Below are 23,424 nucleotides of genomic sequence, written 5' to 3'. Positions count from 1 at the left end.
TCAAGCCGCAAAATTAGTCTTTACGAATTACAACTAGACGCTTGACAGGAAACGTACAAATTATAACACTCAAGATAGTTTAGACAGGTTATCAAATGCCGAGCCGAAATTCTTTAGGCTTTATTTCGATCTTTGCGGTGACCTCGTTTGCTGGTACCCCATGCCTCAAGGCGCAATATCTCTATCCAGACGGAAGCATTCGCAATTCGTATGGTGTCATCCAGTCAGGACCAAATCCCTCACGCATGCTAGCGCCAAACAATCTCCCTACGAATCAGCGCTATCTCTATCCTGATGGTTCAATCCGAAGTGGTACTGGGGTTATCATCAATGGACCCAATCCATCACGGACACTTCCGACATGGGACGGAAGTTACTAGTTTTCTGTCAACAAGAGTTTCCTGGCTATGCAGTACTTAAATCTTGGCACCAGAGATGTCCCTAGTCCGCTGGAACCATTTTTTGATCACTTAAAGAGAACTTTTCCCACCTGTGTCGTGCGCTTTATTTGCAAAGACTTTGATAGGCAGAACTGGGTAGGTATTCTCAATCCCACAAATAATAGATAGATCAACATTATGCTGGATCAAAGCGACATTCGGGATGGAAGATGCTTGCTGGATCAGCAGGAAATTGACGAGATCGCAAACCAACTGCTGTTGCAGAGCAAGTTTGGACGGAAGTAGCCATCGCAGGCAATGCCTATAAGTGCTTTTGCTGATTGCACCATTTCGATAACTCAATTAAGGCTTAAGAAGCGCTGGAAACATGCTGACAGAACGGCTCGGGCGCAGAAATCGCAGGGGTCGCAAGGGAGTGCTTGGGTCGCTGAGCGGTTGCACAGAACTTCCCTTGTCCTTGCGGCATATGCATCTTGGACTCTGATGGACAGACATCTGGGCGCATTTTAGAGATTGATAAACTTTAAAAGCGAGAGCCAAACATCAAGATCCATCTGTCACGCATCCTGAAGAGAGATGAGGATTGCAAAAAAGACTTGTGCGCAGGTGATCTTGAGCGTTAGGCGCCACAGGGGCGAGGGACCCCCTAGAGATGGGAGTGCAGCACACGACGTGCATCGCCTTGGCCCAGGAGACCCACGAGGCGTACCACGGCGTCCTCGCCTGTAAGCAGCTCTCCCGCGCTGTATTGATTCATGATCATGACGCAGATACCCCACTCGTTCCAGCCCCCCGCAGCGCTCGTCGCACCCGTGAAGGCTCCTGTCGTTTCTTGAGGGCTGCGCGCGCGGCTCGGTGCGCACCGCCACAGGAGCCGCAACCGGTCCATAATTGTGAACCTCGGCTCAAAGGAGAACAGCAGTGTCGAACCATTTCACTGGACTGAACCTCGGTCCTCCTCTCGGGGACCAACGCCTCGACCTCTGTGACCTCTATGCGTTCCAGTCGCCCAAGGACCCGTCGAGGACCGTGATCATCCTCAATGCCAATCCGACGGCCGACGCGCTCCATCCCGATGCCATCTACCGCGTTAACATCGACAACGATGGCGATTGTCTGACAGACATCGCCATCAGCTACGTGTTCTCGCCGCCGAACGAAGGAAAGCAAACCGTAACCGTGTTCGTTGCAAAAGGCGAGGAATCCCGCTCCGTTGAAGCTGTTGGAACAAAGATCATCGTCGATGCCGAGGTCTCCTTCGGTGCCGAACCCAACATCATCAAGTCCGGCGCCTACACGTTCTTCGCCGGTGCTCGCAGCGACGCTTTCTTTTTCGACTTCGACGGCATCAAGAATCTCTTCGATACCTCAGGCGGCAGAAACTTCACCGCCCCCCACCTGGGCGGCAAGTCTCCGTGGACCGGCGTGGATTCAAACACGGAAGCCAACGTCTTCTCGATGGTGATCGAGCTACCCACGAGCGAGCTCGACGCCGAGCCGGAGATCCGCATCTGGGGGCGATGCAGCGTGCGTGAGGACGGCAAACTGCTTCATGTTGATCGCGCCGGCCACCCGAGTGTCAGCAGCTTCTTCAACACCGATGACACCAAGTTGGAATACAATGCCAGCGAGCCAGTTAACGATCGCAAGCGATGGACGGATCAGTTCGTCCACCTGATGGGGCATACGGGCAATTACACCCGAGAAGAAGCCATCGCCGCGATCGACGCCGACCGCATTTTGCCCGACATGCTGTGTTTCAATCCATCTAAGCCTGCGACGTATCCCAACGGCCGCGTCTTTACCGACGACGTCATCAATCATCGCCTCGCCTTCCTTTCTAAGGGTGATATTCCCCCAACCGGCCTCAGCCCGCACACTGACATTCTCAAGGAGTTCCCGTACATCGGCACGCCCCATCAGAAGACAAGCTAACGCCAGGCCAACACGGCTGTATCCATAAGGCCTCAGCGGGCATGTGTTGTGCCCGAGAGCATCCAACACCGGGAGCGGGCCCCAATGGCGATCGGCAACGATGGCCGCTTCAACGTCTCGGCCTGCTACACCCACAACGACCGGGAGTTCCTGGGGGGCTTCAGCGACTGGGCGAAGAACCTCGCCGAAAGCCGCTCGGCCAGGGATGACGAGCGCAAGGCCTTCGTGCGCGAGGTGGTGCAACCGCTGCAGGAGAAGCTCGAAACGGTGTCTGTAGTGCCGGGCTCGGATGCCGAGGCCCATGTGGCGAAACATTTCCCCCACAAGACGGTGAAGCGGGTGCGCAGCAGCCTCACACCGATCTCGGTCGAGGGGTTCCGCAACGGGTTGTCGATGACCTTTCAGCCCGGGCAGGCCCGCAACCTCACCGCCACGTACCACTTCGCGTTCAGCGGCGCGGAGCCCTCCCGCGCAACCTGCTGCTGGCCCTGCTCACCGGCCGCATCCGCCTGCGGGGAAACCCACGGCTGCTGCTGCGGTTTGCGCGTGGCTTTGCGCTCTGAAGCCGGCGTCCCCCGTTCATCTGGCCTGATCCCGCCGGATCAGCAGATCTGTGGACTGTGAATCCGACAACCCCATCCAGCAAGCGTTGGGCAGCGTGACCGCTGAATCCAAGGGGTCTGCTTCAGACGTTTGTTCAACCACCCACACAAAAAGGAACTGCCATTACGCCCACGGGACCGTCTTCAGCAGCCCGTGACGTTTACGTTCGGCTCAATCCCCCCAAACGGAGGTCAATGGCATGGAGCAGCATTCCCAGCACCACGAGTCGATCGGCAGGCGTCAAGCTGGGGATCCATTTGCCAGATAGGCGCCTCGATTCTTCCAACACGGCACGTCGTTTTACCCATGGGCTGAGCATCTAGCCATCATGGAACAAGGGGCGCGTGGATAATGGTAACAACCCTCAACCACAGATCTTTGACATGTGGCAACGAGCAGCCTTGGCCATTTCCACCCTTTCACTGGCAATCGCAGGCTGCACGCGCACCAGCCGTGAGCTGCCGAAGAATCTCAGTGACGTAGTCGTGACGATAGAGCTTGAACAGAACAGCAGTACTCGAGTCTCCCGCGATACCATTCGTGCCGTGCTTGCCACCAGTGAAGGCACGGTGATTGAACGGGAAGATCTCCAGATCAAAGTCAATGGAACCAGGATGCAGTTCAAGGTCTGGCAAGGAAACTATTACGATCGCCACCCCTATTACTACATCGCCAATGATGCACACGAAGGCATCAGTATATTGCCACAGAAAGATTACAACTTTGTGCTGGTGATGCCCGATGGATCCAGTCATCAACTGACGACACTGAAAACCCCCATAGCAGTGTCCCTGGACCAATTCGGCTTTGTCAGAATCCCTTCATCCCCTCCAGCTGCGGCCTTCACCTGGAACGATCTTGCCGGCCCCATGCGTCTCTCCATTGCCCGTTCGGAGCAGATTCCTGATGCCGCCGGAGGTTGGGTGTCGATGGTCGGGAATCCCGGCAATGACGACGCGCTTCACCGCACGATTGGTCCAGGTTGGTTCCGTCCCCGGAGTGGCAAGTGGCTCCTGCCGCAACGCTTTCTGATCTCCAGCCCTAAGCGACAACTGGTGAGTCTGGAGGCATGGATCCAAACCGAATCAATGGCCCCAGTGGCCCAACCCTTTTCAAGGAAGAGCTCGGCAACAGCCAGCCGCAAGCTGGAACTGACCTTGGAGTGGCCCTAGCACTGAGGGAAGGGACAGCCCAACATCAATGACCTGACCCCCTTGATCGGTCAAGGGCTGATGAGAGTGGGTGGCTGTGGTCATGCGGCAGCTCCCTGTTGTGAGCGCGTACACCCTCCTGCCACCAGATCGGCTTCTCCGGAGGGGTGGTGCATCAAAAACTGCTGGGTATTGGGATCCCAGCCCACCCCAACACTCCAAAGGCCGCCGCCTCCCAAGACAACCATTCGTCAGCGCCGGACAAAGGCAACTTCCCCATCATTGCTTCCAGTATTACACTGTGATTAACACAGCCAGAGGAGCTGACCATGCTTGATCTTGGACTTACCCACGTCGCCTTACCCGCTTCCGATATTGGACGCAGTGTTGAATTCTATGCTACCTATGCTGACATGCAAGTTGTGCATCGGCGCAATGACAGGGAAACAGGATCTGAAGTTGTCTGGTTGTCTGACCATACGCGACCGTTTGTGATTGTTTTGATTCAAGCCACCATTGTGCAGCCAGTTCTCTCTCCCCTAGCCCATCTTGGTATTGGCTGTAAGAGCCGGGAAGCCGTGGACATGTTGTGCGACAAGGCTCGACAGGCTGGGCTATTGCTTGAAGAGCCCAAGGATTCGGGCTATCCGATTGGCTATTGGGCATTCTTGCGAGATCCTGACGGTCATACGCTGGAACTGTCCTACGGCCAAGAGATTGGTCTAACCGTCACGCAGGAAAGCTAGATCGCGATTCATCGTTCTTCCCAGGCGTTTTCCACGCCACGAGGCAGCAGAATCACTGGCAGCGCCCTTTGCAAGCCCCCCCGCTGGTTGGTCGGGGCACTGGCACAACAACCCCGCCGCCAGATGGTGCTGTCCCTACTCAGAAGCCCCGATCCACCAAGCCGTGAGTGCTCAGTCCACTTCATGCCTGCTGCTGCAACCGCCTCCGGCTCAAGCACAGCCAGTAGCGCCGGGGAGCTTGGCCTGCATGGGCTCAACGTCACAACCTGCCAACGACTCCATTGAGGTCCGCCGCGACCTGAACCGCGAGCTGGTGCTTCCCCTGGTGAGTACTGAGCCACTGGTCGTGGTGGGTGATGCCATCGGCGGGGTTGGTCTCTTCAACGGTGACCTGGTTCTGGTTGATCAGGCCAAGCTCCCCAGCACAGGCCGTTGCATTGTCCTGGCCCCGGGCCAGCCTGAGTCGATGGACAATGCAACGCAGAAGCACGCCTGAGCTAAGAGCAGCAGAGCGGTCGGGCTACGTACGCCTTGGGATCGGCGTTCCGGGGTCCATGTCACCTTCAGCCCCTCAAGACCGGTCGCGGCACCTCAGATCTGCCGCACAGCGACCACGCCTGAGTCGTGCGCATCATCATGAAGACAGGCTACGGGCTGGCGTTTGATCACTTCCCCCAGCCGCACTGGCTCAAGACATGGAGCAACACCATCCCATGGGCCACGGCATCGACCCTGAAGCCAAAAGGATGGCTGAAGTCACTCGTCCAGGATTACACCGAAGCAATGGGATGGTTGCTGCCCCAAACCAAGGCAACATCACCTCTACCCCATCGACGTACAACCAGACTTGAAGGTTGAGTTTCAGGCATTAACTGAACGAAGACACCATAGCTGCATACGCTTACACCCCCAGACAACCAGGGCCGATGACTTCCACAGAACTCACAAGCTCACTGCATCCTTCATGTGATTCTCATGAACTGACATACACAGACTGGAGCGTGAGCGAGCATCACTTCGATCCAGCAAAGATACGCTCCAGAGAAACAGTATTTACGATCGGCAACGGGTACATGGGTACGCGGGGAAGCTTTGAAGAAGGGTATTTCAATGCAATGCCAGCCACACTGGTGCATGGTGTCTATGACGACATTCCTGGAGCCTATACCGAGCTCGCAAATTGTCCAGATTGGCTGGAACTGGCGATCGTGATCAACGGCGATCGATTCCGACTGGATCATGGCACCATCCTCCACTACGAACGAACACTGGATCTACGCAACGGGATCCTTAGCCGTGCACTGCGCTGGCGGAGCCCAACGGGGAACACCGTGGATCTTCGCTTTGAGCGCTTTGCGAGCTTGGCAGATCATCCCGTATTCGGGCTGAGCTGCCAGATCACTCCTGTTGATTTCACTGGAGCGATTGAAATTCAGACCAGCCTTCACGACTTTGCCAACAACCAAGGCTTTGATCATTGGCAGCAGCTTGACCGGGGAACGAATGATCAAGCCATCTGGCTGCATGTTCGCACCCGCAGTTCTCATGTTGAACTCGGCATGGCAGCCAGAATGACACCGATCAACAACGATCTACCAATACGAACAACGAGCCCTGTTGATTGCCCCACCATCGCGATCACCTTTCTCGCGGCCAAGGGAAGAACCGTAGGCGTAGAGAAAGTTGTCACCTTGATCACATCACAAGATGTGGACCATCCCGCCCAGGCGGCTGTGGCCAAACTGGCCAACCTGCCGGCCTATCCCGTTCTGCTGAGGGCGCATCAGAACGCATGGAACGAGTTTTGGCAGCAAAGCGATATAGAGATTGAAGGAGATACCAACGCACAAGTGGCCGTGCGCTACAACATCTTCCAATTGTTTATTGGCGCTTGTTCGCACATCGCAGGTGAATGCGCTGACAGCAGCCGCGTCAGCGTTCCGGCCAGAACGTTATCGGGATTTGGGTATCGAGGACACGTGTTCTGGGATACGGATATTTTCATCTTGCCACTGTTCACCTTGACGCAGCCTGAGATTGCCAAGAGCTTACTGACCTACCGCTATCACACCCTGAGTGGTGCACGGCGAAAAGCTTCCCATAGTGGCTATCACGGTGCGATGTTTGCCTGGGAGAGTGCAGCCACGGGTGACGAGATGACGCCCCGATGGTCCATTCAGACCGACCCATACTCGAAAGCGATACGCATTTGGTGCCGTGATCGCGAAATTCATATCAGTGCCGATATTGCCTATGCGGCCTGGCACTACTGGCAGACAACAGGCGATGACATCTGGCTACGAGACTACGGAGCCGAAGTCATTCTGGACACTGCCATCTTCTGGATGAGCCGGCTGGAGTGGAAGCCGGAGCGGGAACGGTTTGAACTGGATGGAGTGATAGGCGCTGATGAATACCACGAACAGGTGAACAACAACGCCTATACCAATTGGATGGCGAAGTGGAATCTGGAGACAGCCGTCTCCGTTTACGGATGGCTGCAGCAGCAGTTTCCGGGCCACGCCGCTGTGCTCGCTCAAAAGCTACAACTCAATGCAGACAGGCTGCGCCAGCTCCAAGCCGCCATCGCACAGCTGTACACCCCATACGATACAAAAACCGGGCTGATTGAACAGTTTGATCAGTTCTTCGAATTACGAGACATTCACCTGAATGACTACGAGCCCCGACATCGCTCCATGCAGGACGTTCTGGGAATGGACATGACCAATCAGTCTCAGGTACTGAAGCAACCTGACGTCCTGATGCTCCTCTATCTCATGCGAGACACCAACACATGCCTTTCCTACCCTGATGTTCTCGAAAAGAACTGGAACTACTACACTCCCCGCACGGACACCACGTACGGATCGTCGCTCTGCCCTGCCATTCTCTCGATCCTGGCCGCAAAGCTGGGCAAGGAAGAAGAAGCCTATCACTACTTCATGCAGGCAGCAACCGTTGATCTCGAAGATAGCCGCGGCAACACAGCAGATGGGATTCATGCGGCATCAGCAGGTGGCGTATGGCAAGCCGTGGTGTTCGGCTTCGCCGGTATTCACATGAAAGGAAACAGCCCAATGGCGATTCCCCATCTGCCGCCAACCTGGAAGCGGCTCAGATTCAAGCTGCAATGGCGCGGTACCTGGCACAGTTTTGATCTGTCACAGCCAGCACCACCTCCAGCGCAAGGTCCACCTCAAACTCAAGGTCCAGGTCCAGGTCCAGGTCCAGACATCAAGGGCTTCATCTTCGATGTGGATGGGGTGTTGACGAACACCTCCGAATCTCATTACCGCGCTTGGCAGAGATTAGCGGATGAGGAAAAGCTACCCTTCGATCGCAAGGCCAATGAGGCCCTTCGTGGTGTGTCCAGACGCGGATCGCTTCTGCAGATCATCGGCGAGCGACAATACTCCGAATCTGCACTTCAGGACATGATGGAGCGCAAAAATCGCTACTACCTTGAAGACATCCAAACCATCACCCCCCAGGACATGCTTCCAGGGGCCATTGAGTTTTTGCAGGAGCTCAGACAAGCAAAGATGAAAATCGCGATTGGCTCCGCCAGCAAGAATGCACGCACTGTCATCGACAGGCTTGGGATCGGAGCGTTCATTGATGCAATCGCAGACGGCGACAGCGTTCAACGTCCAAAGCCAGCACCCGACATCTTTCAATGTGCTGCCGCTCAATTAAACCTTGCTCCTGCCAACTGTGTGGTGATTGAAGATGCCGCCGTTGGCATTGAAGCAGCCATCGCTGCAGGGATGTGGTCGGTTGGCATCGGACCTCAGGAGCGTGTTGGTGCCGCCAACATCGTGCTCCCAGATCTGGATGGTGTTCGCCTGAGCGATCTCGGCATGCAATGGTGAGCGATCCACGCTCCTCATCACGAACGTGTTGTTGGTGAGGTGGGGGATGGCCAACTGTACAAAGGAAGCCAAGAATGTGTTCATCATCTCACCATCATCCCTGCGGACAACCGCAACCTGATACTGCCATTCCAGGCGGCTATGGCGGCACCCACTATCCCCAGATCATGGTGATCTTGAGCATCTTTCGCTTCAGGCCCCTGCCTTCTACTGATCAAGGCAATGCGCCAGACTTCCGCGCATCTCGCACAGATGTGCTGCACTTCTGCCACCGATTCGGTACACCCTTCAGCCGGCGCCGGTGAACGGCCTGGCTAGACAGGGGTCTGCCACGGGCCTACCAGCAAGGGGAACAGGATCGTCCGGGTCATTGAACGAAACAACCCCGGCTTGAACGCAAGGGAGAAGCGAGAACGGCTTTGTTTTCGGTGAATCAACTGCCATCCAGGTGTGACATCGATCAGACAAACAAGCTGGCCGCCCTGTTGACCATCGCCTGCCCCAATCTCCAGGCTGCTCAGGGATGGGCTTGGGTCGAGCTGATTCCAACCGCAGCCAGATCATGACCCGGCAGCATTGGCTCTTGTTGATCACGGCCCTTGCGGTGGCCGGTGCAGGGGCAGGCTGGCTCTGGCGCGCCAACCAGCCGAAGGGTTTGGCGCCGGGGTTCGCCAGCAGCAACGGACGCATTGAGGCCGTAGAAATCGATGTGGCGGCCAAGTCAGCGGGCCGGCTCAAGCAAGTGCTGGGAAAGGAGGGGGACTTCGTTGTTCGCGGGCAGGTGCTGGCCCGCATGGACACCGATGTGCTTCACGCCCAACTCCGTGAAGCCCAGGCGGATCTGCGCAAGGCCAGCAACGCTGTGGAGACGGCGCAGAGCAGTGTGGCCCAGCGGCGCAGTGAGCGAACGGCTGCGGAAGCCATCGTGCTGCAGCACAGCGCAGAGCGTGAAGACGCCCGCCGCCATCGCCGCCGCACGGAGCAGTTGTTCGTCAGTGGCGCCGTTTCAGCGGAGAGCCTCGACGATGCCCGCGCCGGTTTCTATGGCGCTGATGCGATCGTCGCCTCCGCCCAGGCCACCGTGGCGGCCAGCCGCGCCGCCATCACCACCGCAAGCTCGCTGGTGATCGAGGCGAAGGCCTCGGTGGCGGCCGCCCAGGCCCGGATCGAGGGGATCAAGGCGAACATCGCTGACAGCCAGCTCCAGGCCCCCAGGGATGGGCGGGTGCAGTACCGCGTGGCCCAGCCCGGCGAAGTGTTGAGCGCCGGCGGGAAGGTGCTGAACATGGTCGACCTTTCCGACGTTTCGATGACGTTCTTTCTGCCCACGGCCCAGGCCGGCAAGGTGCGCATGGGGGCTGATGTGCACCTGGTGCTGGACGCCGCTCCTCAGCTGGTGATTCCGGCGCGGGTCACCTTCGTGGCCGATGTGGCCCAGTTCACCCCCAAAACGGTGGAGACGGCCGTGGAGCGCCAGAAACTGATGTTCCGGATCAAGGCCCGCATTGATCCCGCCCTGCTGAAACGCCACATCCGCAGCGTCAAGACCGGACTGCCGGGCATGGCCTACGTCCGACTCGACCCCAAGGCCGCCTGGCCGGCGGCGTTGACGGTGAGGGTTCCGGATTGACGCCAGCGGTCGTTCAGCTCCGGGATGTGCAGCTGCAGTTCGGCGCGACCCGTGCCCTCGCCGGCGTCAGCCTCGATGTGGGCGGCGGTGGCCTCACCGGTCTGGTCGGTCCGGACGGGGTGGGGAAATCCAGCCTGCTGGCCCTGGTCGCCGGGATCCGCCGCAGGCAGAAGGGCCGCGTGCAGGTGCTGGGGGGTGACATGGCCGATCCACGCCATCGCCGCGAGGTCTGCCCCCGCATCGCCTACATGCCCCAGGGCCTGGGCAACAACCTGTCGCCCACGCTCACGGTGATCGAGAACATCGACTTCTTCGCGCGTCTGTTCGGCCAGGGCCGCGCCGAGCGCCGTAGCCGCCGCGCCGAGCTGCTGGAGCGCACCGGACTCGCGGCCTTCGGCACTCGCCCGGCCGGCCAGCTCTCGGGGGGCATGAAGCAGAAGCTCGGCCTGTGCTGCGCCCTGATCCACGACCCCGGTCTGCTGATCCTCGATGAACCCACCACCGGGGTCGATCCCCTCTCGCGCCGCCAGTTCTGGGACCTGATCAGCAGCATCCGGCGCGAGCACCCAGCCATGACCGTGCTGGTGGCGACCGCCTCGATGGACGAGGCCGCCAGCTTCGACTGGCTGGTGGCCATGGATGGCGGTCGCGTGCTCAGCACCGGCAGCCCGGCGGAGCTGCGGCGGCGCACCGGCACCAGCACTGCGGAGGACGCCTTCATCGCCCTGCTGCCCGAGGCGAGGCGACGGGAGCACCATCCGGTGACGATTCCAGCGCGCCCGCCGGGCGACGGCCAGGTGGCGATCGAGGCCATGGATCTGAGCAAACGGTTCGGCACGTTTCTGGCGGTCGATCGGGTCAACGTGCGCATCGAGCGCGGCGAGATCTTCGGCTTCCTCGGCTCCAACGGTTGCGGCAAGACCACCACGATGAAAATGCTGGCCGGGCTGCTGCCGGCCAGCTCCGGCCAGGTCCTCCTTTTCCACCAGCCCCTGGACGCCGATGACCTCAGCACCCGGCGGCGGGTGGGCTACATGTCGCAGGCGTTCTCGCTCTACAGCGAGCTGACGGTGCGGCAGAACCTGGTGCTGCACGCCCGCTTGTTTCAGATGCCGGAGGCGGAGATCCCCGGGCGTGTCGCGGAGCTGGTGCAGCAGTTCGGCTTGGCGGGTCTGGAAGAGGCCCTCCCCGCTGCCCTGCCGCTGGGGGTGCGCCAGCGGCTGTCACTGGCGGTGGCACTGGTGCATCGGCCCGACCTGCTCATCCTCGATGAGCCCACGTCGGGCGTCGATCCGATCGCGCGGGACACGTTCTGGCAGAACTTGATCGACCTGTCGCGCCAGGAACAGGTCACGATTTTCCTCTCGACCCATTTCATCAACGAAGCGCAGCGCTGCGACCGCCTCTCCCTGATGCATGCCGGCCGGGTGCTGGTCAGCGACACCCCCGCCGGCCTGGTGACGCGGCGCGGCGCGGCCACGCTCGAGCAGGCGTTCATCGGCTACCTGGAGGAGGCGAGCGGCGACAGCGACCCCACCACCACAACCGCAGCGCTCCAGGCTCCCCCGGCAGCAGCGCCACCCAGGCAGGGAGCGCCCAGGCAGCAGCAGGGATTCAGCCTGCAACGGCTGGGGAGCTACACCCGGCGCGAGGCCCTGGAACTGAGCCGCGACCCGATCCGCATCAGCACGGCCGTGCTCGGCAGCCTGTTCCTGATGGTGGTGATGGCCTTCGGCATGAGCATGGATGTGGAGAATCTGCCCTATGCCGTGCTCGACCGCGACGGCACCACAACAAGCCGCGACTACGCCCTCAATCTGGCCGGGTCGCGCTATTTCATCGAACATCCGCCACTGGACGGCTATGACGCCCTCGATCGGCGCATGCGCTCGGGGGAGCTGAGCGTGGCGATCGAACTGCCACCGGGCTTCGGGCGTGATCTCGAGCGCGGCAACCCCGTGCAGATCGGCGCCTGGATCGACGGATCGATGCCGATGCGGGCCGAGACGGTGCGCGCCTATGTGCAGGGCCTGCATGGCCAATGGCAGGAGGACAGGGCACGGCGCGTGTTGGGTCAAACCAGCCCGCTCCCCCCGCCAGCATCGAGACACGCTTCCGCTACAACCCCGACATCAGCAGCCTGGTGGCCATGGTGCCGGCCACGATTCCGATCCTGCTGCTGCTGATCCCGGCGATCCTGGCGGCGCTCTCGGTGGTGCGCGAAAAGGAACTGGGCACGATCGTCAACTTCTACGCCACCCCCGTCACCCGCCTGGAGTTCCTACTGGGCAAGCAAGTGCCTTACGTGGCCCTGGCGATGGTGAACTATGTGCTGCTCACCCTGCTGGCGGTCACCCTGTTCGCCGTGCCTCTCACCGGCAGCGTGCTGGCCCAGGCCAGCGGCGCCCTGCTCTACGTGATCTGTGCCACCTCCCTGGGGTTGATGATCTCCACCCTGGTGCGCACCCAGATCGCCGCCCTGTTCGGCACCGCGGTGCTGACGATCCTGCCGGCCACCTCCTTCTGCGGCTTGCTCGATCCGGTGTCGTCCCTGCAGGGCGCCGGAGCGGTGATCGGAGCGATCTATCCCACGGCCCACTACCTGACCATCTCCACCGGCACCTTCTCCAAGGGCCTGGGCTTCGCAGATCTATCCGGCGCCTTCGCCGCGCTGCTGCTGGCCGTGCCCGTCCTGCTCGGATTGTCCGTTCTCTTCCTGAAGAAACAGGAGGGCTGAACCATGCGCGCCGCCAATGTTCTGCATCTGGGTCTCAAGGAGCTGTGGAGCCTGGCCCGTGACCCGATCATGCTGCTGCTGATCGTCTTCGTCTTCACAGTGTCGGTCTACACCGGTGCCACGCTGCTTCCCGAAACGCTGCACACGGCCCCGATCGCGATCGTGGATGAAGACCATTCGCTGCTCTCCGAGCGGATCATCGTTGCGTTCGAGCCGCCCTACTTCCAGCTGCCGGAGTTGATCCAGCAGGCCCGGATGGACCAGCGCATGGATGCGGGGCTCGACACCTTCGCCCTGGTGATTCCCAGCGGCTTCCAGCGCGATGTGCTGGCCGGCCGTTCACCGGCTGTTCAGCTCAACGTGGACGCCACCCGCGTCAGCCAGGCGCTCACGGGCAGCGGCTATGTCCAGTCGATCATCAGCACCGAGGTGCAGACCTTTGTGCAGAACAGCCAGGCAACTGCGGAGCCCGCGCTGCAGCTGGTGACGCGCATGCGCTTCAACCCCGAGCTCACCAAGACCTGGTTCGGTGCCGTGAACAAGGTGATCGACAACATCACTCTGCTTTCAATCGTGTTAACCGGCGCCGCGTTGATCCGGGAGCGGGAGCGGGGCACGATCGAGCACCTGCTGGTGATGCCGGTGACGCCCTTCGAGATCATGGCCAGCAAGGTGTGGTCGATGGGTCTGGTGGTGCTTCTGTCCGGCCTGCTGTCCCTGATGTTCGTGGTGCAGGATCTGCTCAAGGTGCCCCTGGCCGGTTCGCTGCCGCTGTTCACCGCCGGGGCGACGCTCTACCTGTTCGCCTCCACCTCGCTGGGCATCTTCCTGGGCACCTTCGCCCGTTCGATGGCTCAGTTCGGCCTGTTGCTGATGATGGTGCTGCTGCCGCTGCAGATGCTCTCGGGTGGGGTCACCCCGCGCGAAAGCATGCCCGAGCTGGTGCGCACCGTGATGCTGGCGGCGCCGAACACCCACTTCGTGATGCTCGCCCAGGGCATCCTCTTCCGTGGGGCCACGCTCTCGGTGGTGTGGCCCCAGTTCCTGGCCCTGCTGCTGATCGGTTCGGTGTTTTTCGGCGTGGCCCACGCCCGCTTCCGCAGCGCGATCACGGCGATGGCCTGATCGTGATGGCCTGAGCAAGGCCGCTGGCGTGACCCCTCAGCGACCCAGGCTCAGGAGGGTGGAGCCGAGCACGAGGCCGGCGGCGGTGAGGATGTCGGGGTCGAGGGTTTCGCCGAACCACAGCAGCCCCCAGAGGGCCGCGAGCGGCACCTGCACGTAGCTGAGTGCGGTGGCGCGGGCGGCCGGCATCGTCATCAGGCCGCGGGTCAGGGCCAGCTGGCCCAGCTGCGTGAACACCCCCACCCCCAGCAGCCAGCCCCACTCCGCGACGGTGGGCATCACCGGATGCAGCAGCACCAGCGGCAGGCTGAGCGGCAGCGCCAGCAGCGGGAAATAGAACACCACCACCAGGGGGTGTTAGAACTACGGCAAAGCCAAACCGCTGAAATGCAGTCACCGCAGCAGATCTCAGTCATAGCAAGCCTTTTGACTGAAGACGCATTCGCCTGTTTAGGTGCAAGTCGGCCTATGTAGGCCCAAACAGGCGACAGATTCGGTCCACCTTTCGGTCCACCCATGTCCCTCGATGCCGCCCTCTCCGAGCTGAACGCCAGGCTCAAGGCCGGTCACCACCGATGCTGCGTGGAGCGCCGCAAGGCCAGCCTGGTGCTGCGGGCCACCCTGGTGGACCGATCGGATCCCAGCACCCGGAAGCGCCAGCGCCTGGCCCTCGGACTGCCCGCCGACTACGCCTCCCTCCCGGCAGCGGAGGCCGCAGCGGTCCGCCTGGGGATGACCCTGCGCCAAGGAACCTTCGACTGGGCTGACTGGACCCAAGAGACACAGTCCGAGATCACCGCAGCCGAGTTCCGCGCCGCCGCCCAGCGCTTGCACGCCAGCAAGTACCGGGGATCCCCCGAGCGCGGCGTCAACGCCTGGGAGAAGAAATGGGCACCGGCCCTGCGGAAGCTCCCGGCCTCGGGGGTGATCACCTCGGCGGTGCTGCTCCGGGTGGTCTGCCTGATGCCCGCTGGCAGCGCTGCACGCCACGACCAGGGCTCTCTGCTTGCCCAGGTGGCCCGATCCCTCGGGATGGACTCAGCGCCGCTGCAGGCCGCCTGCCGGGGCTACGGGGCCGCCCAGCTCACGGAGCGGGACATCCCCAGCGATGGTGCGATCGAGGGGGCCTGGGAGGCGATACGGCTGCCGCACTGGCGCTGGACCTTCGGGATGTGCGCGACCTTCGGACTCAGACCCCACGAGTGCGTTGAATTGCAGTGGTTACCGGATGATTGGGTCCAGGTGGCGGATAACACAAAGACCGGCGGGCGTCGTGTACGGGCCTGCCCTGGTGACTGGGTCGAACGATTCAAACTGAAAGATCTGCCGCGCCCGACTCAGTCAACAAGCTCCATCGCGCAGGTTTTATGCGCTGCGCTGAAACGAGCCCGTGTGCCGTTTAGAGCATATGCACTGCGTCACGCCTATGCGTTACGACTCATGGATAGAGGTGTGCCCCCTGAACTGGGAGCAAGACTCATGGGACACAGCCTACAAATGCACGAACAGTGCTACAAGCGGTGGCTTGAGGCGGATCGCATCAGCAAGGCTATGGAGCGTTTCACCAACCTGTAGAGGTTGGGGCTGACCCTCTCTCGGCACTCGAAGCCCGCGCGCGCGCACGTGTACGTAGTGACACCTCGGGCTGTCCGTTGTCCATTGCCCTATGAGACTCATTGATATGACAGGAAGGAGCAATGGACACGCTGTCCGATGCTGCGGGGGCTTGTCCATTGCTCTCCGTGCTCGGGGGTTCCACATAGAGCAATGGACAAGCCTCATCAGTGTCCAAAGGGTTGTCCATTGCTATTCCCTGTCGTACCAAGGGATCTGATGGGGCAATGGACAAATGACCACCGGAGGTAACATCCCGCACAAGTGCGCGTACGAGAGAGGGAATGCAGTAGCTGATCAGAGGCTGCTTCACCCCCTCCAACTGGACTTTCCCCCCGAGAGCGAGAACACCGTCTTCCATCCACCGGTTCAGCCAGCGCTACACCGACCGCAGGACCGGGATTTCCTGGGCACGCCCCTGGCCCGCCAGCTCCTCCTCAAGCCGCTCGTGAACGGGGTCTGAAGCCGTAATTGCCCCCCGAGCCCGCTGACAGCCCTTTGCAGCCGTCTCTGACGATCCTCAGGGCCATGGTGTTGGGCGTGGGCCTCCCCTCCCCGTCTTCACCGCACCTGCGCTCGGTGGGAGTGAAGTCCCGCACCGAGTACGCAAAGTCGGCGTCACGCTCCACGATCAGGCGATCGCCTTCACGACATAGTCGGGATTTTTTGATCTGAGTCAATCGACAAATAGTACTAACACTTCGCACTCTCTAAGCTCAGGACTAGCTTGGTGTAGACTTCTAAAGCTGAACAGATCTTGTTAGAGATTCCATGCCGGCCAGTCTTGGCCCCAACAAGTCTCATAAAATGAAAACGCCACACCCCGAGTAGATAATCTGCACGCAGCGCATCGCTGAGTAGCTTATCAATCAGGACTAGACAGTTGCTGATATCTGCAGTAACCTAAATCTGTCACAACGATCTAACGCCAACGCTCAGAAGCACTGAACCAGTAACGGAGGCCACATCAGCGATTGAGCGGTTTGCGCAGGGCGTGGGGCTGTGGCTTGTGGAGGGATGGATGTGGTGAGACGTGAGCAAGGGTACGCGGTTTAGGCCAAGCGATGGGAGGGAAACTGGTGGGGTGGATGGACCGGTATGCCAATATGTGGTATGTAGTGGTGAAGCGGGAGTGGACGTAAGGATTACTTTCCAGGCTTCCAAGTTTAAACAGTGTTAGGGGCAAATGGTGGGGTAAGAACAAGGATGCATTGGAACAAGGGCGTCGGTCTAAAGGGGGGCAAGGAAGTTGAAAGGGTTTGCTGGAGAGGTGACAAAGGGCCCAATCAGTTGGCTCTGACAAGAGGTGAATTGTCAGTGCAGGCCAAGTGCGCTGGGGCAATGTGATGTGAATCTCAACACGACTGACACGCACCCTTTACTAGCATCTCAGCGCCCCCCGCCACCGGCACGGCAGATCAAACAGCAGGTTTTGCTGATTCAGGGGTGCAGGGGTCGTTGGCCTTGATCTTGCAGGCGCGACCGGCAGAACATCCATGGCCCATTGGCGAGTAAACGGACGGCCGTCCTGTTCTTCTGTAATCTACCGGACTGTCTTCCACGGGTCCGCCAAAAACGTGGGGCCTCTAGCTGGGTGAGCCTGACATCATTGGTCTGCCGTGGGTTTGAGCTAATTTCACTTCAGGCCCAACCGCTCTTAGGCTTCACTGGGTAGGCACACAGCGCCATTCACTGGATCCGCCCAATCAGAGTTAGACCCCTCAGCGCCCTCTATGTCATGAAAGTCGTTTACGTCCTGACCAACCCGGCAATGCCCGGTCTCGTGAAGATCGGGTACACCACGCAGGAAGACGCCAACGTGCGTATCGGCCAGCTCTACACGACGGGGGTTCCAGTTCCGTTCGAGCTCCAATTCGCATGCAAAGTCGAGAACGCCGAGGACGTCGAACAAGCCCTTCACACCGCCTTCGACCCCAACCGAATCAATCCCAAGAGAGAGTTTTTCCGCATCGATCCGGAACAAGCGATCGCGATTCTCCGACTCCTTCATACCGAGGACGCCACCCACGAGGTCAGCCAGCAACCCACCGGCGTCGATCAGCAGTCTCTCGTCGCCACCGAGCTACTTCGCAAGCGACGCCCAAGCATAAACTTCATCGAGATGGGTATTCCGGTCGGCTCCATCCTTCAGTCCACCCACAACGAAACTACTGTGACCGTCATCGCTCCCCGAAAGGTCCAATCGGGCGACGACGAGCTATTCCTTACGACCGCAACCAGCAAGGCACTCGGAATTGAATACCAAGTAGCACCATGCCCGCACTGGACATTCAACGGCCGATCGCTCAGCGAGATCTATGAGGAGACTTATGGCAAGGCGGACTAGTTCCATCAACCGGCGCCTAACATCAAGATCCAGCGGACGGGAGCCATATTCACTTTGCACAAACATACAACTAATGCTCGCCGCTGATCTTGAGCGTTAGGCATACCAGATCACTTAATCCCTATGGTGTACTTCGGAAAGCCTTGGCTTTGGATACACATCTTTACCTAACCTCCAGCCCGCCAAGTCTCTATGCGCCTTTGCCACTTAGCATCGGTTCACGAGCACCTGGCTGCCCGGCAGCGCCCTGAACCATGCCCAAGGTCTCCAGGCGACCAGATCCAGCACGGCCCAATGCCCTGGATGTCTTCACCGATCGTACGGGCTTGATTGATTCGTTTGAGCGCCTCCTAGCAGCGAAACAACCCCAGGAGAACAATGTTCTCGTGTTCTATGGGGAAGGTGGCATCGGCAAAACCACCCTTTCCCAGAAACTCCAACAACTCCTCAGCCAACAGCACAGCGAACACGCCGGTGCCCGGCTCGACTTTGCCTCTCCTGGCACAACCGAACCCGATACGGCCCTGTTTCGGCTCAGGCAGTGTTTTCCCGAGATTCCGTTCCCCACCTTCACCCTTGCGCTGATTCACTACGCCGGTCGCTTCCACCCCGAGGCTCCCGTCATCACCCAACCTGCCCCGCTGCTCGATCGCGCCGGGTCCTACGCCGATGTGCTCGACAAGGTGCTTGAAAAGGCTCTCGATGTGGCCAAGGATACGCCGCTGATCGGCCTCACCCTCAATGTCATCAAGAGCGTCACCGATACCTCGCAGATCCTCAGGAGTTGGTATCTCCATCGCGCTGAACCCCTGCTGCGCAATCTATCCGGCAAGACCCAACAGGAGCTGATTGAGCTGCTGCCCCAGCTCTGGGCCCAGGACTTCCGTGATGGTCTGGTGGCTTCCATCAGCAGCGATGGGCTTTATCACGATTCCATGGCCTGGCGGGTGCCTGCTCCGGTGATCTTTCTCGATACCTACGAGGCCCTGTGGCACGGCGGCCTCGGGCGCCAGGGGGAGCACCGGCAGTTGCGCGAGGAATGGCTGGTGAGCCTGGTGGGGGAACTGCCCCAGGTGCTGTGGGTGATCACCGGTCGCAACCGGCTGAACTGGCAGCCCTACGACCCCGCCTGGGAGGCGTGCTGCGAGCAACACCTGGTGGGCAGCCTCTCCGATGGGGATGCCACCTCCTTTCTGGCAAAGCGCGGCATCAGCGATCCAGCCCTGGTGGCCACGATCCTTGAGCATGCGGCTGGGGTGCCCTTCTACCTGGAGCTGGAAACCCAGCTCCACGACAAACTTCCGCCCGAACAGCGCCTCCCTGAAGCCTTTGGAGGGACCCATCAGCTGGTGATCGAGCGGCTGCTCAGCCACCTGGAGATCTCAGAAGCCGAAACCATGCACCTGATGGCCAGCTTCGGGACCTGGGACGCGGCGCTGTTCCGTGACGCCATCCAGCACTTCGGGACCGGCTATCCCCCCAGTGCCTGCGAGCGCTTCGCGCAGGGCTGGTCGATCGAACAACCAGCGCCGGGCCAGTGGCAGCTGCACAACGAGATGGTGCTGCATCTACAGCAGCACGATCGACGCACCCGCCCAGACACCTTCCGTGACTGGCACCGCTGGGGATTCGAGCGTTTCGATGGGCCTCTGGCAGTGCGGAAGGTTAAAGACATCACTTCAGTCGATGGCGAGCGGCTCTTTCGCGCGTTGGCCCATGCTCGCCACATCCAGGAGCCCGAGGAGTTGTGCGGCTGGTTCAACGAGCGGATCGAACATCTGTCAGACGGGACGATCTGGCGTGTGCTGCTTCCTGTGTTGGAAGACCACCAGCGATGGGCGGAGGAATTGTTCGGCCCTGATCACCCTGAGGTAGCCAGCACCTTGAATAACCATGCGAGGTTGCTGCGCACTCTTGCGCGCTATGAGGAAGCCGAGCAGTTTTTCCGCCGTTCTATAGCGATTTTTGAGGCTGCTTACGGCCCTGATCACCCTTCGGTAGCCAATACATTGAACAACTTGGCAGGATTGCTACGCACGCTTTCGCATACTGAGGAAGCCGAACTGCTTCTCCGCCGAGCATTGGCGATCCATGAGGCGGCCTACGGTCCTGATCACCCCGAAGTGGCTATTACCTTGAATAACCTGGCCAGCTTGCTACGCACGCTTTCACACAACGAGCAAGCTGAGCCGCTTCTACGCCGAGCATTGTCGATCAATGAAGAGGCCGACGATCAACTGGAGGTGGCGACCACCTTGAACAACCTGGCATCTTTGCTGACCACACTTTCTTGTATCGAGGAAGCCGAGTCGCTTTTCCGCCGTGCCTTGGCAATTGAGGAGGCTGCCTATGGCGCTGATCACCCATCGGTGGCCATTACCTTAAATAACCTGGCGAAATTGCTAGAAATCCTTACACGCACCGAGGAGGCCGAGCGGCTCTACAGCAGTGCTCTGGCAATCTTTGAGACGACCTACGGCCGTGATCACCCATTGGTGGCCTCCACCTTGAACAACTTGGCTGGATTGCTGGAAACTCTTGCGCGCACCGAGGAAGCCGAGCCGCTCTGCCGCCGTGCTCTAGCGATCTTTGAGGCGGTCTACGCCCCTGATCACCTATCGGTAACCTCCACCTTGAACTACCTGGCGAACTTGCTGCGCATCCTTGGGCGCCATGAGGAAGCCGAGCCGCTCTTCTGCCGTGCTCTGGCGTTAGATGAAGCGGCCTACGGCCATGATGACCCTGTCGTGGCTATCAGCTTGAACAATCTGGCGAAATCTAAGGAAGAGCAAGGCATTTTCCAAGAAGCCATCCCTCTTTATGAACGGTCGCTTGAGACGTTACTAGGCGTTCTCGGAGTCGATCATCCAACTACGATCAAGGTACAAGGGAACCTGAAGCGGTGTCAAGATAAGCTGAACCTGGATGCCTGAATTCATCGCACTCCATCTCAAAGCAGAAGATTCCCATCATTCCGCTGTGTTGCGGCTTCCAGGCGAAGTCATCGTTGGGTATTTGAGATGAAGACGTGGTTCTTGATCTTGCTTGTAGGAGGCTGCTGATAAACCAGGCCAGCCGCAGGAGAATGGCTGAATGGCACTGATCGGATGCGAGGCTAGCAGGAACTGACCGGTCCTCTGTTCTCCTACGTCTCCACCGAGGACCGAATTCCCTATGGCCATCCCTGCGGCACACATGGAAGCTGGCTGATCAGGCATTTGATCGGCTGATCCCGACTCTTCAAGCTTTATCCCGAGGGCGGCACGCCAGGGCAGGAGCTAACCTTAAGCAACAGAATCTTGCCCGTCTGTTGTTCAGTGAGCGCTTGGAGCCAAGGCATGTCTGCCTCGATTGACCCTCCAACCCACCCATCAAGCAGGGAGACCAGTGGGCTGAGGCAGGAGCGGTGAGCAGACGCAGCAGGCACGAGATGGCCGCAGGTGATGCCGCCACTGCTGGAAGGCCCGCTAAAACTGACGAAATCCAGCTCGAACAGAAGCTGCAATGGCCTCAGCAACCCTGAAACCCAGGCAAAGGAAGGCCGTTTTGATGACGGCGGAGGGGATGCAGCTGCGTCAAATTGCGCAGCAGCTGGGCGTTGGCTACACGACCCTTCTGTCATGGGGGCGGAACCCTGCGTATGTACGAGCGGTTGATGAGGCCTTGCAGCACATTGAATCCGAGGCAACGAAGGAGTTGCAGCAGGGCTACGGAGATGCGGTTCAGAAAGCCAGAGAGCTGTTGCAGTCACAATCCGAATCCATTGCTTTAGGGGCTGCAAAGCTGATTATTAACACCATGAACCATGTGGTCGAGCGTCGTGAGTCTGCTACTCGGTGGGCAGAGCTATCGGAGCAGATTGAGGGCTTAGAGAAGCGTCTGGCACGCAGCGAGGTCATGGCCTCGGCGCATGACGTGGACCTTGCCGAAAGGGCGATAGACGCGCACAGCATTGCTCATCGGGGATAGATGCTCATTGCGCAGTGCTTCTTGTGACCACATTCTCAATCCTTTTGTCCTGTGAGGAGTGATCATGAGAATGGCCAGGACAATATCCATTTGACTATTTCGTAGATTACGGACATGACGCCATCTTGCGATCATGCCAATGACCAGCTTAGTTTCCCTTTGGCTTTAGTGATTGACGGGATGGCTGGATCCAGTCTTCTGTGTCCGGGAGTTCGCATGGCTGATTCATCGAGAAGGGAAGAAGGGTCGCGGTAGTCAGTGTCATCCTCTATTCAACTCTCCAACCAATAAGAGCCCCCGCCCGGGTCCATCTAGCATCCCTCCATCATTCACATACATTTACTAGTAGCTAGAAGTCTATCTACCCTCTCTAGACCTCATTCAGTGTCTCAACTACCGCCCAGTCGGTAGTCATCTAGTCCTCCTGAATTGCTTGACGATCTGCTCGCTTTGCCCTTATGTTGCTTTCAACCGATGAGACAGGACTGCGCCGCAGTCGCTCACTCTCACCGGTCAGGCTTGCAGCCTTGAAGCTGAGAGCCAAACAGTCTAATCCTTTCACTGCAACAGTTCAACTGACGCATCAAGCCTATGCATGATTGCTAGCGGCATTTTGTGCTGCGGCTACAACATAGAAACGCTCCCCCGAGGTCGTACGAAATCCAACCTTTACTGGTTGTGGTGCCGTCAACCGGTAGGTGCAAACGAGACGCCTGACGGTATTCAATCCGTTCAGCGCAGGGCATGCGGCCCCGTAGAGACACTCGTTCGGCCAAACGACGGAGGGGTTTAGCGGGAGGACGAGGGCAGCAGATGCCCAAGGACGGATCGAGCCGGTGCGCACCGTTGTGCGGGTCAACAGGCTTCCCGTGACTAAGTCTCTCCAGCGTTGCGCCAAAACACAACAGGCGCCCATACATGCGCAGGACAGTATCAATAGACGCCAAGTCTTCCTCCTGCGGGGCCTTGCGGCCCTGACGCGCTACGCCCTTCCCATGCCCATTGGGGCCAGGTGTATCCGTCGCAGCGAGATCGAGCGCGATCTCTATCCCTCTTCCCATCTCTACCAGATGGATCACCAGGGATGCGGTGCAAAACCGGCTTCCAGTCTCCGGATGGGACTGAAAAGAAGGGCAAGAACACCCGACGAACACCATCCAAATGCCCAATCCACCTGCATGCCTTCCAGACCTCTTGGAGGTCACCGCGTAGCAGGCAAGGCGCAGCGAGCGTCCCCCTGTGTCTCTGCCAGGGGGCGTCTTGCTGTTTGGCGGTTCAAGTCCGCCTGGAT

The 23,424-nt window shown here is 59.5% G+C and carries 15 protein-coding genes; 13 read left to right on the top strand and 2 right to left on the bottom strand.

Features of this window, described 5'->3' with window-relative positions:
* Positions 1-1,322: 1,322 nt before the first annotated feature.
* From KBZ19_RS09250 to KBZ19_RS09235, 4 genes are all read left to right on the top strand, one after another.
* Positions 1,323-2,336: a DUF4331 family protein gene (locus KBZ19_RS09250; RefSeq protein WP_255100739.1), complete on the top strand. Its 1,014-nt coding sequence runs from the start codon at positions 1,323-1,325 to the stop codon at positions 2,334-2,336.
* A gap of 48 nt (positions 2,337-2,384) precedes the next feature.
* Positions 2,385-2,960 (top strand): hypothetical protein, encoded by a 576-nt coding sequence (locus KBZ19_RS09245; RefSeq protein ID WP_255100738.1) that lies wholly within the window; start codon positions 2,385-2,387, stop codon positions 2,958-2,960.
* 380 nt (positions 2,961-3,340) lie between these two features.
* Entirely contained in the window at positions 3,341-4,111 is a 771-nt protein-coding gene (locus KBZ19_RS09240; RefSeq protein ID WP_255100737.1) for a hypothetical protein, read from the top strand.
* A gap of 308 nt (positions 4,112-4,419) precedes the next feature.
* Positions 4,420-4,836: a VOC family protein gene (locus tag KBZ19_RS09235; RefSeq protein ID WP_255100736.1), complete on the top strand. Its 417-nt coding sequence runs from the start codon at positions 4,420-4,422 to the stop codon at positions 4,834-4,836.
* A gap of 259 nt (positions 4,837-5,095) precedes the next feature.
* Here the strand turns inward: KBZ19_RS09235 and KBZ19_RS09230 are convergent, their stop codons facing one another.
* Entirely contained in the window at positions 5,096-5,326 is a 231-nt protein-coding gene (locus KBZ19_RS09230; RefSeq protein WP_255100735.1) for a hypothetical protein, read from the bottom strand.
* Between the two features lie 511 nt (positions 5,327-5,837).
* Between KBZ19_RS09230 and pgmB the strand changes: the two genes are divergently transcribed.
* The 5 genes from pgmB (at position 5,838) to KBZ19_RS09210 (ending at position 14,203) form a co-directional block, all read left to right on the top strand.
* Positions 5,838-8,711 (top strand): beta-phosphoglucomutase, encoded by a 2,874-nt coding sequence (gene pgmB, locus KBZ19_RS09225; RefSeq protein WP_255100734.1) that lies wholly within the window; start codon positions 5,838-5,840, stop codon positions 8,709-8,711.
* A 586-nt stretch (positions 8,712-9,297) separates the two neighbouring features.
* Positions 9,298-10,341, top strand: coding sequence for an HlyD family secretion protein (locus KBZ19_RS09220; protein ID WP_255100733.1), 1,044 nt, complete (start codon positions 9,298-9,300; stop codon positions 10,339-10,341).
* Positions 10,338-12,527 (top strand): ribosome-associated ATPase/putative transporter RbbA, encoded by a 2,190-nt coding sequence (rbbA, locus tag KBZ19_RS09215; RefSeq protein WP_315856342.1) that lies wholly within the window; start codon positions 10,338-10,340, stop codon positions 12,525-12,527. Before KBZ19_RS09220 ends, rbbA begins: the two co-directional genes overlap by 4 nt.
* Positions 12,485-13,078, top strand: coding sequence for an ABC transporter permease (locus tag KBZ19_RS15110; RefSeq protein WP_399220131.1), 594 nt, complete (start codon positions 12,485-12,487; stop codon positions 13,076-13,078). Before rbbA ends, KBZ19_RS15110 begins: the two co-directional genes overlap by 43 nt.
* 3 nt (positions 13,079-13,081) lie before the next feature.
* Positions 13,082-14,203, top strand: coding sequence for an ABC transporter permease (locus KBZ19_RS09210; RefSeq protein WP_255100732.1), 1,122 nt, complete (start codon positions 13,082-13,084; stop codon positions 14,201-14,203).
* 36 nt (positions 14,204-14,239) lie between these two features.
* Here the strand turns inward: KBZ19_RS09210 and KBZ19_RS09205 are convergent, their stop codons facing one another.
* Positions 14,240-14,551: an EamA family transporter gene (locus KBZ19_RS09205; RefSeq protein WP_255100731.1), complete on the bottom strand. Its 312-nt coding sequence runs from the start codon at positions 14,549-14,551 to the stop codon at positions 14,240-14,242.
* Between the two features lie 168 nt (positions 14,552-14,719).
* Between KBZ19_RS09205 and KBZ19_RS09200 the strand changes: the two genes are divergently transcribed.
* The 4 genes from KBZ19_RS09200 to KBZ19_RS09185 all read left to right on the top strand — a co-directional run bounded on the left by KBZ19_RS09200 (position 14,720) and on the right by KBZ19_RS09185 (position 22,133).
* Positions 14,720-15,778, top strand: coding sequence for a hypothetical protein (locus KBZ19_RS09200; RefSeq protein WP_255100730.1), 1,059 nt, complete (start codon positions 14,720-14,722; stop codon positions 15,776-15,778).
* 1,777 nt (positions 15,779-17,555) lie between these two features.
* Positions 17,556-18,164 (top strand): GIY-YIG nuclease family protein, encoded by a 609-nt coding sequence (locus KBZ19_RS09195; RefSeq protein WP_255100729.1) that lies wholly within the window; start codon positions 17,556-17,558, stop codon positions 18,162-18,164.
* Positions 18,165-18,418: 254 nt separating this feature from the next.
* Positions 18,419-21,097, top strand: a complete 2,679-nt coding sequence (locus KBZ19_RS09190) for a tetratricopeptide repeat protein (RefSeq protein WP_255100728.1) — start codon at positions 18,419-18,421, stop codon at positions 21,095-21,097.
* Between the two features lie 571 nt (positions 21,098-21,668).
* Positions 21,669-22,133, top strand: a complete 465-nt coding sequence (locus KBZ19_RS09185) for an RNA polymerase subunit sigma-70 (RefSeq protein ID WP_255100727.1) — start codon at positions 21,669-21,671, stop codon at positions 22,131-22,133.
* Positions 22,134-23,424 lie beyond the last annotated feature (1,291 nt).

Source organism: Synechococcus sp. L2F (genome assembly GCF_024345695.1).
GTDB lineage: Bacteria > Cyanobacteriota > Cyanobacteriia > PCC-6307 > Cyanobiaceae > MW101C3.
This window is presented reverse-complemented; position numbering and strand designations above follow the sequence as displayed.